The organism is Mesorhizobium sp. 10J20-29 (genome assembly GCF_054130485.1).
Genome location: NZ_CP199156.1, coordinates 4968917 through 4983147 on the forward strand (window position 1 = coordinate 4968917; position 14231 = coordinate 4983147).

The 14231-nt window shown below is 64.7% G+C and carries 13 protein-coding genes; 7 read left to right on the top strand and 6 right to left on the bottom strand.

The annotated features are described in order from the left end of the window. Window positions 1-174 precede the first annotated feature (174 nt). On the bottom strand, window positions 175-2424 hold the full coding sequence (locus ACT2BZ_RS23800; RefSeq protein WP_457938315.1) for a CHASE2 domain-containing protein: 2250 nt from the start codon (window positions 2422-2424) through the stop codon (window positions 175-177). Window positions 2425-2701: 277 nt separating this feature from the next. Here ACT2BZ_RS23800 and ACT2BZ_RS23805 point away from each other — a divergent pair, with 277 nt between their 5' ends. Beyond that, window positions 2702-3793, top strand: coding sequence for a hypothetical protein (locus tag ACT2BZ_RS23805; RefSeq protein ID WP_457938316.1), 1092 nt, complete (start codon window positions 2702-2704; stop codon window positions 3791-3793). A gap of 51 nt (window positions 3794-3844) precedes the next feature. Here ACT2BZ_RS23805 and ACT2BZ_RS23810 read toward each other — a convergent pair whose 3' ends face one another. After that, window positions 3845-5281 (bottom strand): aldehyde dehydrogenase family protein, encoded by a 1437-nt coding sequence (locus ACT2BZ_RS23810; protein WP_457938317.1) that lies wholly within the window; start codon window positions 5279-5281, stop codon window positions 3845-3847. A 287-nt stretch (window positions 5282-5568) separates the two neighbouring features. On the opposite strand from ACT2BZ_RS23810, the gene ACT2BZ_RS23815 reads away from it, so the two are divergent. Genes ACT2BZ_RS23815 through ACT2BZ_RS23825 form a run of 3 tightly spaced genes read left to right on the top strand, consistent with a single transcriptional unit; the run spans window position 5569 to window position 8212 of the window. Continuing rightward, window positions 5569-6528, top strand: a complete 960-nt coding sequence (locus ACT2BZ_RS23815; protein ID WP_457941426.1) for a dihydroxyacetone kinase subunit DhaK — start codon at window positions 5569-5571, stop codon at window positions 6526-6528. A gap of 12 nt (window positions 6529-6540) precedes the next feature. Continuing rightward, entirely contained in the window at window positions 6541-7185 is a 645-nt protein-coding gene (gene dhaL / locus ACT2BZ_RS23820; protein WP_457938318.1) for a dihydroxyacetone kinase subunit DhaL, read from the top strand. Between the two features lie 46 nt (window positions 7186-7231). After that, entirely contained in the window at window positions 7232-8212 is a 981-nt protein-coding gene (locus ACT2BZ_RS23825; protein ID WP_457938319.1) for a hypothetical protein, read from the top strand. Here ACT2BZ_RS23825 and ACT2BZ_RS23830 read toward each other — a convergent pair. Further along, entirely contained in the window at window positions 8187-9188 is a 1002-nt protein-coding gene (locus ACT2BZ_RS23830; protein ID WP_457938321.1) for a hypothetical protein, read from the bottom strand. The two genes, ACT2BZ_RS23825 and ACT2BZ_RS23830, sit on opposite strands and share 26 nt — an antisense overlap. Before the next feature lie 210 nt (window positions 9189-9398). On the opposite strand from ACT2BZ_RS23830, the gene ACT2BZ_RS23835 reads away from it, so the two are divergent. Further along, a complete protein-coding gene (locus ACT2BZ_RS23835; RefSeq protein ID WP_457938322.1) occupies window positions 9399-10268 on the top strand; it encodes a glycosyltransferase family 2 protein in 870 nt (289 codons plus the stop codon). Between the two features lie 22 nt (window positions 10269-10290). Here ACT2BZ_RS23835 and ACT2BZ_RS23840 read toward each other — a convergent pair whose 3' ends face one another. Then, window positions 10291-11559: a Mur ligase family protein gene (locus tag ACT2BZ_RS23840; RefSeq protein ID WP_457938323.1), complete on the bottom strand. Its 1269-nt coding sequence runs from the start codon at window positions 11557-11559 to the stop codon at window positions 10291-10293. Here ACT2BZ_RS23840 and ACT2BZ_RS23845 point away from each other — a divergent pair. Further along, entirely contained in the window at window positions 11456-11734 is a 279-nt protein-coding gene (locus ACT2BZ_RS23845) for a hypothetical protein (RefSeq protein ID WP_457941457.1), read from the top strand. The genes ACT2BZ_RS23840 and ACT2BZ_RS23845 overlap by 104 nt on opposite strands. A 10-nt stretch (window positions 11735-11744) precedes the next feature. Here the strand turns inward: ACT2BZ_RS23845 and ACT2BZ_RS23850 are convergent, their stop codons facing one another. After that, window positions 11745-12350, bottom strand: a complete 606-nt coding sequence (locus ACT2BZ_RS23850; RefSeq protein WP_457938325.1) for a DUF922 domain-containing Zn-dependent protease — start codon at window positions 12348-12350, stop codon at window positions 11745-11747. 285 nt (window positions 12351-12635) lie between these two features. On the opposite strand from ACT2BZ_RS23850, the gene ACT2BZ_RS23855 reads away from it, so the two are divergent. Next, window positions 12636-13418: a 3-hydroxybutyrate dehydrogenase gene (locus tag ACT2BZ_RS23855; RefSeq protein ID WP_457938327.1), complete on the top strand. Its 783-nt coding sequence runs from the start codon at window positions 12636-12638 to the stop codon at window positions 13416-13418. A 60-nt stretch (window positions 13419-13478) separates the two neighbouring features. Here ACT2BZ_RS23855 and ACT2BZ_RS23860 read toward each other — a convergent pair whose 3' ends face one another. After that, window positions 13479-14093 carry a TetR/AcrR family transcriptional regulator gene (locus ACT2BZ_RS23860; RefSeq protein WP_457938329.1) on the bottom strand — a complete coding sequence of 205 codons (615 nt, stop codon included), beginning with the start codon at window positions 14091-14093 and terminating at the stop codon, window positions 13479-13481. Window positions 14094-14231: the final 138 nt, after the last annotated feature.

The window sequence follows — 14231 nt, forward strand, 5'->3', positions numbered from 1 at the left end:
AGCAACGATGTTTGTGTGAAACCACGCCAGAACATGCACGCAAACCCCCAAAGCCCCTACGTCATAGCCCATTTTGGCTGGGTTGGACAGCGCAGGCGGCCTGCCCGGCCGCCATGCGCGCGAACAATGTGACAAATTTGTTCCGTAACGGCACATTGCTTCCGGCCCACGGCGTCATTTGCTCGAAGCCGTGTAGACGCCATCCCAGTCCGAGCCGGGCGGGTTCGCCCTGAATTCCTCGATGCGTGCCCGGTAGATGGCGAGATACTCCTTGACCCCGAAGCCGACGCGCTCGGCCAGCGGTCCGATCTCGACAAGCGCATCGAGGGCAGTCTGCCACTCCTGCCCGCGATAGCTTGCGAGCATGCGCCGATTGACCGCCTCGAGAGCCACGAAATCCTGGTTCTGCAGCATGTCCTCAAGCCCGATCAGGGCGTGGATACGCTCCGGTTCCAGCTTGCCCTTGACCCTGATCTGGTCGATTTCCATCGTCGCGACCCTGGGCGAGACGATCGCTGCCGTGTTGTCGCCGAGGATGATCGGCACGCCATAGGGCTTCGACTGCCCCTCCAGCCGCGAGGCGAGGTTCACCGTGTCGCCGAGCGCGGTGTAGTCGAAGCGCATGTCGCTGCCCATGTTGCCGACGACGCACTGGCCGGTGTTGATGCCGATGCCGATGTTGATTTCGTGGAAGGGCTCGTCCAGGCCTTCCTCCACGGCCTTGCGGCGCGAGACGTTGAGCTCGTCGACGCGGCGGATCATGTCGACCCCTGCGTAGCAGGCTCGCAGCGCGTGGTCGGCGAGATCGACCGGTGCGTTCCAGAACGCCATGATGGCGTCGCCCATGTACTTGTCGATCGTGCCGTCGCGGTCGAGGATCGCCTTGGACAGCGCGGTGAGGAAGTGGTTCATCAGCCGGGTGAGGCCCTGCGGATTGGCCTTGTAGCTTTCCGAGATGGTGGTGAAGCCGCGCACGTCGGTGAAGAGCAGCGTCAGGTCGCGCGTCTCGCCGCCGAGCACGAGCTGGTCCGGATTGTCGGCGAGACGATCGACCAGCGCCGGCGACAGATACTGCCCGAAGGCGCTGCGGATCTGCCGCTTCTGCTGTTCCTCTCGGATGTAGTTGGCCGTCGCCATGATGACGAAGACGGCGGCGATGGCCACTGTCGGGAAGGTCGCGTCGATCAGCAGATGCTTCGCCTTGAAGGCCCAGATCGATCCGCCGACCACGATGACGGTGACCGAGACCGCAGCGACGAAGGAGTAGATGGCGCCGGTACGCGGCACCAGCCAGATGATTATAAGGCCGAGCAGCACCACGATGACGACTTCCATGCCGATGGCAAAGTTGGGCCGGAACAGGAACTGCTGGGTAAGGATGTTCTCGATGATCTGGGCATGGATCTCGACGCCCGGCATGAAGGCCGCGACCGGCGTGGCACGAAAATCCTCGAGACCGACGGCGGACGTTCCGACCAGCACCATGTGCCCTGCGATGCGCTCGACCGGCGCCGAACCGTCGAGCACGCTGCCCGCCGAGACGTAACGCGAGCGATCCGACCCGTTGAACCAGGGATGCACCTTGCCGCTGCCGTCGGTCGGCACGAAAACGCCGCCCACCACGATGCCGGAAATGCCGGCGTCGTCGGTGCGCGTTGCGAAGGCCTGGCCGCCGGTTGCGATGCGCAGCAGCTCCGCCGACAGGCCGAGCCGCATCTTCTCCTGCACCATCATGACCAGCGGCATGCGCCGGTAGATGCCGTCCGGATCGGGCTCGACGGTGAACATGCCGTGGCCGGCCGCTGCGTCGGAGATCACCTTCAGGTTCTGCACCAGGCGCGGAAACTTCAGCAGGAAGGGTGTCGGGTCGGCGCCGAGTGCGGCGTGCGGCACCTCGGGGATTTCCTGAGCCGGAGGCGCTTCGCCACCGGAGGCATCGCCGTGGCGCACGCTGGTCTCGCCGACCACGACGCGCGAACGCCCGATCGCCTCGGCGAGAAGGATCTCGTTGGAGGGCAAGGTCAGCAGGTCAGCCTTCACCTCCGGTGAAAGACCGGCATTGTCTTCGGCGATCCTGTCCGGCGAAAGCCTGTCAGGCTCGGCGAATACGATGTCGAAGCCGATCGCCACCGCGCCCATAGCGGTCAGACGGTCGACAAGCTTGGCGACGACGGAGCGCGGCCAGGGCCATTGCCCGACGCCGGCCAGGCTCTTCTCGTCGATATCGACAACGACGACCGGTTGCTTGACCTGCGGCCGCGGGTTGAGGCGCTGGTAGAGGTCGAAACTCTGGTTGCGCATGGTCGACAGGAAGAGCGGATCGGCGATCCTGATCGCCACGAGCAGCACCAGCAGGCCGAGTCCGGCCAGCCGGGCAATGGCTATGCCGACGGATCCGGGATGTCGGAACAGACGCAATTGCATTCAGTATCGCTTACGGCGGGCGCCGTACTCGACTCCCCCCGCCCCCAATTGGAGACAATTGATCAACTGTCGCCCTCATGGAGTCAATGACGCTGCGGCATCCGGGCATTTGGGTCGATCCGAGCAGCCGCTGCTGGCCCGCGCCGCGAGCAGGCGCCCGCTCTCCTGTCATGCGCCAGATCGGCCTTCCATTCGAGCCCGGGAAAGCGCTACACCGTGCAGCGAAAGAAAGAACTGGGCCGGCGAACCGGGCGTTGCACAGGGACAGGAGCGCGCAGTGTCAGCACTGACTATGATCGAGGCCGACGGGATTTCGGTGGGGTTCGACCGCACCTTCGGCATGATCGCCGAACTGCGCGTCGTGCGCGATGGCCGGACAATCTCGATGCTGCACAAGGCGCCGTGGTACGGCGAACAGATGCCACCCGATGCAGCACCGCATCTCGGCCGCCTGGCAGGCGACTTCTTCTGTGCGCCCTTCGGCGACGCCTCTGCCGATGGCGCGCCGGGGCATGGCTGGCCGGCCAACAGTCCGTGGTCTTCGCTAGGCACAGTGCGAGAGGGTGAGGCGACCGTGGCACGCTTCAGCCTCGAACGGCCGGTGATGGGGGCGACACTGGTCAAGGAGTTGCGGCTCGTCGACAGGCACCCCTTTGTCTACCAGCGCCATGTCTTCACGGGCGGGCGCGGGGACGAAATCGCCGTGGCCAACCACGCGATGCTCAGCCTGCCGCATGGCGCAAGGTTGAGCTTTTCGCCGAAACGCTGGTGGGAAACGCCAGCGACCGGACTGGAGCCCGATCCGGCACGAGGCCGCGGCCTGCTGGCCTATCCGGCGGTCTCCGAAGATGCCCGACATTTCCCCCTCGCCGACGGCAGCACAGGCGACCTGACGCGCTACCCCGTCGGCCAGCGCCACGAGGATTTTGCCGTCGGAGTCGAGGCGCCCGGCCGCTCGTTTGGCTGGACGACGGTCGCACGAAACGGCGAGGCCGACCTGTTTCTCAGCCTGCGCAATGCAGCGCGGCTGCCAATGACGATGCTGTGGTTCTCAAATGGCGGGCGCGACTACGCTCCGTGGAACGGACGCCATGTCGACGTGCTTGGCGTCGAGGAGGGCCTGAACAGGTCGCTGCTCGGCCATTCCGCGCAGCAGGTGCCCAATGCGCTGGATGCAGCCGGCGTACCGACTGCACTGCCACTTCGCGCCGGCGCGAGCATCGAGACGCGCCACATCATCGGCTCGCTGCCCTGGGAGGGCGACGGAGAGATCGCCGAGATCGAAGCTGCCGAGGGCGGGCTCGCGCTTCGCACGCCCGCAGGACCGGCACGCCACGTACCCTGCGACCTCGCCTTTCTGGAGCTCTGACGCTTTTCGAAGGGCGCCGCCGCCCTGTTGGGACGGCGACGCCGAAGGAGTTCAAGGCAGCGTGTAGGCCGTCTTGACCGTGGTGTAGAATTCCGCCGCGTAGCGACCCTGCTCGCGCGGACCGTAGGAAGAACCCTTCCGGCCGCCGAACGGGACGTGATAATCGACGCCGGCCGTCGGCAGGTTGACCATGACCATGCCGGCCTCGGCGTTGCGCCGGTAGTGCGTAGCGTGCTTCAGGCTGGTCGTGCAGATGCCCGACGACAGGCCGAACGGCGTGTCGTTGGCGGCTTCGAGGGCCTCCTCGTAGTTCTTCACCCGCATCACGCTCGCCACCGGGCCGAAAATCTCCTCGCGGTTGATGCGCATCTCCGACGAGGTCTCGGTGAACAGCGCGGGCTGCAGGAAGAAGCCCGGCGTCTCGCGGTTCAGCCGCTCGCCGCCCCACACCAGATTGGCGCCCTCGGACTTGCCGATCTCGATGTAGGAGTTGTCCTGGTCGAGCTGCGACTGGTCGACAACCGGCCCGATCTGGGTGCCGGACTTGCGGGCGTCGTCGACGACGAGGCCCTTCAGGCGCTCGGTCAGTGCGGCGACGAAGCGGTCGTGGATGCCCTCTGTGACGACAAGGCGCGACGAGGCGGTGCAACGCTGTCCGGTGGAGAAGAAGGCGCCGTTGACGGCACAGTCGACGGCGATGTCGAGATCAGCGTCGTCCAGCACGACGAGCGGGTTCTTGCCGCCCATCTCGAGCTGAAACTTGCGCATCCGCTCGACCGATGCGACGGCCACCTTCTTGCCTGTTCCGACCGAGCCGGTGAAGGTGATGGCGTCGATGCGGTCGTCGTTCAGCATCGCCTCGCCGACTACCGAACCGCGGCCCATGACGAGGTTGAAGACGCCTGCCGGCACGCCGGCGCGAATGATGATGTCAGCCAGTGCCCAGGCCGAGCCAGGCACCAGGTCTGCCGGCTTGAACACGACGCAATTGCCATAGGCGAGCGCCGGCGCGATCTTCCAGGCCGGAATGGCGATAGGGAAGTTCCAAGGCGTGATGATGCCGATGACGCCGACTGGCTCGCGCGTCACCTCGACTTCGACGCCCGGTCTTGTCGAGGCGATCTTTTCGCCGGCCAGACGCAGCACCTCGCCGGCGAAGAAGTCGAAGATCTGCCCGGCACGCGCCACCTCGCCGATGGCTTCCGGCAGTGTCTTGCCCTCTTCGCGGGCAAGCAACCCGCCGAGTTCTTCCTTGCGGGCCAGGATTTCGGCAGCGACCTTGGCCAGAATGTCGTGTCGCTGCTGGATTCCGGAGCGCGCCCAGGCAGGGAAAGCCGCGCGCGCGGCCGCGATCGCTTCCTCCGCCTGCTGCCGCGTGGCGCGGGCATAGCGGCCGACCACGTCGCCGGTATCGGAGGGGTTGATGTTGTCGCCGGCTTCCTGTCCGCCGGTCCAGTCTCCGCCGATGAAATTCTGATGTACTGTCATGTCGTAGCTATTTCCTGCTTGCTTGCCGGATACCGCGTTCTGCGGCCTGCTGTGCAGGCTCCCTGCGCCGCCAGCGGTCCGGCCATTTCCGGGACGCCGTCATATACGGCAAACGTGGACAAAAATCCCGCCCCAACGCCAAGAATCCGCCCTTGGGTTCCAAAACAGCTTTTCTTTCAAGGCACTGGATGACAAGTTCCCGCACGGAAAATCGCTTCGGGGAGGAAAAGCAGCTCGTGACGCAGACCAAGAAGATCATCAACGAAGGAAAGAACGCCGTTGACGAAATGCTCGCCGGCATACTGGCCGCGCATCCGAAGCACCTCGCAAGCGTCGAAGGCAGCCCGCGTTCAGTCATCGCACGCGACGGACCCCGGCCTGGAAAGGTGGGTATCGTCGTCGGTGGCGGTTCGGGACACGAGCCGACCTTTCTCGGCTTTGTCGGCAAGGGCCTTGCCGATGCGGCGGCCGTCGGCAACGTCTTCGCCTCGCCGCCGCCTGACCCGATCCTGGAATGCGCCAAGGCAGTGAACGGCGGCGCAGGCGTGCTGTTCATGTACGGCAACTATGCCGGCGACGTGATGAACTTCGACATGGCGGCCGAGATGGCAGCGATGGACGACATCGAGGTGCGCACCGTGCTGACCACCGACGATGTCGCTTCCGCGCCACGCGACCAGGTCGAAAAGCGGCGCGGCGTTGCCGGCAATTTCTTCGTCTTCAAGGCGGCGGGCGCGGCGGCAGACATGATGCTGTCGCTCGATGAATGCGAGCGCATTGCCCGCAAGGCCAATGAGCGCACCTTCACGATGGGAGTGGCGCTCGGTCCCTGTTCGCTGCCGCAGACCCGCAAGCCGAACTTCGAGATCGGCGAGGACGAGATGGAAATCGGCATGGGCATCCATGGCGAACCCGGCGTCGAGCGCGGCACGCTGCGAACGGCAGACGCCATTACCGACGCGATGCTCGACCGGATTCTCGAGGAAATGCAACCGGCGAAGGGCGACCGGGTCGCGGTGCTGGTCAATTCACTCGGCTCGACGCCGCTGATGGAGCTCTACATCATGAATCGCCGTGTGGCGGAGCGCCTGGCCGATATCGGCGTCTCGGGGCACGCAACCTGGGTCGGACATTATTGCACTTCGCTGGAGATGGCGGGAGCGTCGGTGACTCTGTTCCACCTCGACGACGAATTGCAGACCATGCTCGACCATCCGTGCGATTGCGCCATGTTCCGGGCCGGCTGAAGGAGGAAGACCATGACAACAATCGATTCCTCTCACCTCGTTCGCATGTTCAACCAGGTCGCTGCGGCGCTCGACGCCGACAAGGACAGGCTCTGCCAGCTCGACGGCGTCATCGGCGATGCGGACCACGGCATCGCGATGGAGCTTGGCTTCTCGGCCGTGCGCGATACGCTGGCCAGCCTCGACGTCTTGGGGCTCGACCCCACGGCTGTCTTCAACACCGCGGCGAAATCCTTCCTCAACGCGGTCGGCGCTTCATCAGGCCCGCTCTATGCGACCGCTTTCATGCGCGCCGGCGCTGCGGTGAAAGGTAAGCCGGCGCTCGAAGAGGCAGACTTGGTCGCGGCGCTGCAGGCAATGGCAAAGGGCATCCAGGACCGTGGCAAGGCCGAGATCGGCGAGAAGACGATGATCGACGCCTGGGTGCCGGCAGCCGACGCTGCTGGCGCGGCTTTCGCGGCTGGCAAACCGCTGGCGCAAGTATTGGAAGCGGCAGTCGTCGCCGCCAATGAGGGCGCAGAGGCAACGAAGGCGATGGTCGCCGCCAAGGGGCGTTCGGCGCGCCTCGGCGACCGCTCCATCGGCCACATGGACCCGGGTGCGGCATCGGCGGTCACCGTGCTGGAGGCGATGCGGCAGGGATTGACAGAAGCCTAGTCGAAGCCGTCTGAATCGACGTGCCCGAAACCCCGTCCGGAACCGCATGGCTGATGACGATCGACACGCCCAGCGCGACGCAGGCCTCAAGCCCAAGAAGCTGAGGCTGTGGCGCGGCGCCGACCTGCGCGAATCGGCCTTGCTCGCCCTGTTCCGGATCGTCATCGCGACAACGCCGGCATCCGAGTGGGCGGGCTTTGCAGAAGGCGCCACACGGTTCGGAAAGGGTCGACGCTCTTCGCGCTTCAAGCGCTTCGCCGGCCGCGTCAAGGCGGTGCAAGGCGCTGACGACGAGGCGGTATTGCGAATGTGGCGTGCCTATCGCGCCGCGGTCAACCGCAGGCGCATCTCCATCCTGGCCAGCCGCTATTGCCCTGGCTGGAAGCCACGAATCGAACTGACAGGGCGCGAGCATCTCGACCGGGCGATCGCGGCCGGAAACGGGACGATCCTTTGGCTCGACAACTTCATCCACCACCCGGTGATCGGAAAGCGGGCCTTCTCGGACCTCGGCTATCAAGCGTGGCAGATGTCATCGGTAGACCACGGCTTTTCGTCCTCGCGCCTCGGCCGCCGCTTTCTCAATCCCATTCAGCTGGCCGCCGAGATTCCGCTGGTGCGCGGACGCATCGAGTTCGACGCCGGCTCTGCCCTGACCGCGACCCGGGAAGTCACGCGCTGCCTCGCGCGCAACGAGATCGTGCGCATCACCAACAATGCCTATATCGGCCGTCAGCGCTGCTGGGTGCCCTTCGGCAAGTCAGCGCTGCTGCCGGTGGCAACAACGCCGTTCAACATCGCGAGGCGGACGGGGGCAGCCATCCTGCCGGTCCAGGTCGTGGAGCGCGAGCCCTTCGCCGACTATCTCGTCGCCGTGGCGCCACCTCATTCTGTCGGTACGTCACGGCATGAAAGTTTTGAAGACGCCGCCATCGCCTACGCCCGCTATCTCGAGCCGCTTGTAGAAGCCTATCCTGACCAGTGGCGCGGCTGGGAAGGTGTCAGGACGAAGTCCGAGGACGCCTGACCAGGTCGAGAATCCGCTGCTCCACGCCGCGCCATGCGCCTTTCGGGCCTCCGTCAACCGGCCGCAGCCTGTCGAAATCGTGCCGGTGGCCGTAGTGGCCGGGCGGCGAGGAATCCTTGAACATCGTGAAGCTGTTGATGTCGACGAAGACCGGCGACTGGTCCGCCGGCCGGCGCAGGAAGTCGACGGTGAAGAAATCGAGCCCCGACACTTCGGCGATCCGCCGGATGTGGCCGATCTCGGCGGGTGTCAGCAGCCACGTCGCGTCGATCTTGCGGGCGTTGCGGTAGCGCACGATCGGCTCGTCTGCCCGCATGCAGGACGCGGCGAATACCTCGCCGAGGAAATAGCAGGCGCGGTAGCGCGCAAAGCCCCCGTCCGCCTCAGCGACGTCGAGATACTCGAACGGACGCTCCCCGGCGATATCGCCTTCATAGGCGACCGGCCCGCGCGTTGTGGACTGCACCCCGACCGGCTTCCAGATGACCTTGACGCCGTGGTCGGCCGGTCCGAACCGGCTGCGCGGCACCGGAACGCCTGCAGCCTCGAGCCGGCGGAAGGCGTCCTCGGCATGATAGAAGTCGTAGGCTTCCGGGCCGTTTATCACCGGCGTTCCCGGCCTTGCCCGCGCGATTGCATCCTTGATGCTGCGCAGCCTGTCCGGCGGCAGCGGATCCTGGCTGTAGATCCAGAGCACGTCGGCGGTCGAGGGATCCGGATCGACCGAAACCCGGCAACGCTCCAGCCGCTCGTTCGCCCAGTAGGCGTGCAGGTCGATGATGTTGGGGAATCGCAACCCGCCGGTCAGCAGGCCGATATGGACCTCGCGGTCTAGCCGCGCGTGCGCCCGTACTTTCAGCGCTGTATGCAGTCCGCGCCGATCGTAGCCCATCCGGTCCGCAGGCACGAGCAGGGCCCACCAGAATTGCTGAACAAGGAGCGTACGGATGCCCGAACCGAGGCTCGACTTGACCACTCTGCGATTCTCCCGCGCCTAGATGGGAATGTACAACCCGTGTTGCCGCGACAGCACGAATGCCGGCCCAGTACACGACACGCCCCCTGTTGACGATGGTGTATGAACCGAAACTGTAATAGGAATGAGGCGATAGCCGGCTCGGAGGTGCGGCCACGGTGCGCATCCAGACCTTCTGACACTCGTTTTGTGGTCCAGCAACAACTCTCAATGAACGCCCACAGCCAGCCAGCCGTCACGGTCATCGTTTCGACCTACAACAGCCCCCTTCACCTGATGCGCACGCTGAGCGGCTTTGCCGTCCAGACTGCCCCGCTGGCAGAACTGATCGTCGCCGATGACGGCTCTGCCGACGATACGCGCGAGCTGGTCGAGAAGTTTGGCCTTTCCGCGCCCTTTCCGGTACGCCACGTCTGGCAGCCGGACGAGGGATTTCGCAAGCCGGCCATCCTGAACAAGGCGATCGACGCCGCCGCCGGCAGCTATCTCCTGTTCACCGACGGCGATTGCATTCCACGCAGCGATTTCGTCGCCATGCACATAGCCAGGGCGCGGCCGCGGTTCTTCCTGTCAGGCGGCGTCGAGTATCTGTCAGCCGAAGCCACCGACCAGGTCGGCGAGGCTGACATCAAGAACCAGACCATCTTCGATCCGGCCTGGCTTGCCCGCAACCGGGAACGCCCGCGCATGATCGGCAAGGTCAATGCCAGCCGCCTGCTGGTTGCCCTGGCGCGCCGCCTGACCACCACGCGCCCGAGCTTCAACGGCCACAATACCTCAGCCTGGCGCGAGGACGTCCTGGCCGTCAACGGCTTCGACGAGCGGATGACCTATGGCGGTCTGGACCGCGAACTTGGCGAGCGGATGAGCAACTATGGCATCAAGGGGCTGAGCGTTCGCTACGACGCCATCGCGGTGCACCAGCACCACAACCGGCCCTATGCGACTTCGGCGGGCTGGCGCGCAAACGACCTGATCCGGCAGGAGAGCCGACGCAACCGAGCGGTGTGGACCGACTGGGGAGTACGCAAGCCAGGAGAATCGGAACCGTCAACGGAACCCACCCTGCACGAGACCTGAAGCGCGCGGCCCGGCGTTGTCGCTACAGTTTGGGCGGCCGCCGGTCGGCAGACATGGCCATGTAGCGCGCAAACAGACTGCCCTCCCGCCATACAGCCTTGCCGTCGTCGAGGCGGGCCCTCAAACGGTGTCGCGCCCCTCGTTTCATCGGTTGCTCGGAGCGGGGGATCCCGTGCATTCGGCAGCCAAAGCAGCTTCCAGACTGCCCGCACAACTCACTCCAGCAGCGAACAGGCGCGAGGAAGGAGATGGCCAGGCGTTCTAGATGAAGGTTCTGAGCGCTCTTCAGCAGGATTATCTCGCCCTCGATAGCGGTTTCGCGCAAATGCGCCGCCAGTGCCTCCAGACTGTCGAACCGTGCGAACTCGACCCCCTCGCGCTCGAACCTGGCCTTCCCCTTATGGGCGTTGGGCCCGACGGCATAGACCCGGTCTGCGATCGAAGCGGCGAACGAGATTGCCTCTGTGTATTTGCGTTGCGCGTTGCCGGGAAAGTCGGAAATCTGGCCGATGACGACTGTCTTGCGCGGAGCGTCGGTCCCGGCCAGCGCATCCATGGGCAGAGTGACCGAATGATACGGCGCCTTCTGGGTGTCGCAAACGAAGACTGGGCCCTTGTCGACCGGCAGGACGCCGCACCGGTTTATCATGCCCTGGTAGGAAGCCACCGCGGCGACGATCTCGTCATCCGGGATGCCCAGTTCAAGCGCACAAGCCACGGATGCCAGCACGGGAAGGTAGAAATGCTTGCCGAACAGTGGTGCCGAGACGTCGAGGCTGCGGGTCGGACCGATGATCGACATGCGCAGGCCACGCTGCATGTCGAACTCGACGTTCGTCGCGCGGTAGTCGGCGCCCTCGCCCAGCCCGAAGGACACGACCCGAGCCGAGGTGCGTGCAGCCATCGACATGACGTATGCGTCATCGGCATTGAGGAACGCGATGCCATCAGCGGGCAGAGCCGCGACCAGGTGGCCCTTCTCATGTGCCACCGCTTCGCGGGTCCGGAACGCCGAATAGTGCTCGAGGTCGATCATCGTGACGATCGCCACGTGTGGCCGCGAGAGTTGCGCGCCCCGCTCGACGCTCGTTCCCTGTCCCGCCGCCACTTCCAGGACTACGAAATCGACGTCCTGGGGCGCCTTGCGTATGGTGCGCGCTATCGAACTGATGCCGTTGCTGAACTCGTTGAACGCCACCGTGTGGCGCTCGGAAACTATCCTGCGCAGGATCGCCGAGGTCGTCGACTTGGTCGAGCTGCCGGTGATGGCGATGAAGCGGGTCCGCGTCATGCGGCGTCGTTTGGCAGCCGTCACGGCAAGCTTCAGCCGGAAGAAATGGGTCTCCCTGAAGTTTCGGATCCAAGCACGCAACACCACTACAACCCCCGGTCCCGACATCGCAGAACTGCGCGATGAAGGACTGCTTCATAAAGGCAATCGACGGAAATCTCTATGTAAACCGTAGTCTTGGCGCTTCAGCCGCCATTCACCAGCATCAGCACGAGTTGCTGGATATTGCCGTTATTGCCAAGCTCGTCGCGGTCGAAATCGCGGCTGCGCTGGCGCTGTTCGAGCGACAGCTGCGTCAGGCGCTCGGTCAACACCTTGCGGATCTTGCTGCATTTTGGATCGTCGGCGACGCTCAACCCGACCGAGTAGGCCTCGATCTTCCTGACCATCTCCTCGATGATCTTGCCGTGAATCTTTTCGTGCTCTCGCACCCCGGCGGTGAAGACCTCCCAGTTGCGCAGCGTAACGCCCGAAAGCGTGTCGGCCGCCTTGGGAAGCGTATAGGTTATGATCAGCTTCGGCCGCGCCGAGACGATGGTGCAGCCGCCGCCGCGCGGCTGGTAGTCACGCGACCAGGTCAGCTTGAAGTGGGTGTAGGCGATGGCGCGGCCCGAACCCCCGACCTGCGGCCCCCGCTGACCTATCGAAGCATAAAGGTCCGGCCCGCTCGTGCCCGATACGGCATATGTCTCGATCTTCTCACGCGGCTGCCAATCGGCGCCTGAGGCCATCGAACAGGCTGCCGCCAGCGCCACAAGGCAAAGCCCAAGGCGGGCAAGTCGCTTCGCCATATGGATCGGTCCTCTCACGCAGAATCCTCCCTCGGTGCCACCGTCTAACCGGGGCGCGCCCGCCGATGCAAGCATGAGCAGCGTCAACACTGGTCGGTCGAACAGAACAAGCTGCCCGATGCCCTTATGGGCATGAAGGACGACTCGCCCTATGTTGCACTGCGATAGAATTGGGCCTCCTGCGAGCGCGGCGCAGCATGGATGCCCACTCCACAGAGGCCAGACGGCGATGTCTCGCGCCGCCCGACCCTCTCTCGAATGAATGATCCCGGAAAGGTTTACTGAATGTCACGGTTCGATGGAAAAGTAGCGATCGTCACGGGCGCCGCGAGCGGCATTGGCAGGCAGATCGCGTTCAGGCTGGCGGCGGAGGGCGGCATCCCCGTAATCGCCGACCTCAATCTCGATGCCGCGAAGGCGACGGCCGGCGAGATAGGGGCCAAGGGCGGAGAGGCTTACGCCGTGGCAATGAACGTCACCGACGAGGAAGCGGTGGAAACGGGTGTCGCGGAGGTCGTTGAGAGATACGGCAAGGTCGACATCCTGGTAAGCAATGCCGGCATTCAGATCGTCAGGCCCTTGGTCGACTTTCCTTTCGCGGACTGGAAGAAGATGCTGGCGATCCATCTCGACGGTGCGTTCCTGACCACTCGGGCCTGCCTGAAGTACATGTACAAGGCCAATTACGGCCGCGTCGTCTACATGGGTTCAGTGCATTCCAAGGAGGCTTCCAAGCTGAAGGCTCCCTACGTTACCGCCAAGCACGGACTGATCGGCCTTGCCAAGGTGTTGGCCAAGGAAGGCGCGGAGCACAACGTCACCGCGAACGTCGTGTGCCCGGGTTTCGTCCGTACGCCGCTGGTCGACAAGCAGATCCCCGAGCAGGCTGCCGAGTTCGGCATCAGCGAGGAAGCGGTCATCAAGACGATAATGCTCAAGGACACGGTCGACGGCGAGTTCACGACGACCGACGACGTAGCCGACGCGGTACTATATTTCGCCGCGGCGAAATCGAACGCGTTGACCGGCCAGTCGCTCGTCGTCAGCCATGGCTGGTATATGCAGTAGCGAATCCTGGGCGCCCGGTGCCGCGCTTTCGGCAATGGCGGAGGCCTCTGCCCAAAAATCTCAGGAACCGGCGGCCTTGTTGGGCTGGCGGGTGCGCAGGCCGTCAAGGAATACGTCAACCAGCCGGATGACCGTATCCTGCCAGCCTGGCTGCTCGCGCGTGTAGCACATGCCGATCACCGCGCGCATGAGATCCTCCGGTGCGATGTCGTCGCGGATGACGCCGGCGGCACTGGCGCGCGCCATAAGATCGCCGACTGTCTGACCGATCCGGGCTTGGGAACAGGCGTAGATGTCGCTCGACCCGTCGAGAACCGGGTTCAGCGCGGCCAGCATGCCCTTCTTGGTGGCAACCATGCCGATCTGTGCGTGCAGCCAGTGGCGCAGCGCCTCAAAGGGAGCCTCCTCCCTGGCAAGCTTTGCGGCGAGCTCGACGAGTTGGTCGACCTCACGGCGATAGACCGCCTGGAACAGCGCTTCGCGAGTCGGGAAATGACGGTAGAGAGTGCCGATGCCGACGCCCGCCCTCTTTGCCACTGCCTCGAGGCTGGCACCCGGGCCCCCGGCGCTAAAGACATCGCGCGCCGCGACCAGCAGCAGGTCGCGATTTCTCAGCGAATCCGCGCGCGGTTTGCGGCTTGTCTTTCCCTTGTCCTGATCCCTACTTTTACGCATACGCATTTTTCGCTTGCAAAACGGAGGCACCCTCCGTATAACACATTCAGGCAGTCGATGCGCCCCCAATCTGTCGGCGACACGCTGCCTGGCCCCCAAAGGGCCAACCCATCCGTCGCATAGACGGCTCACAACGTC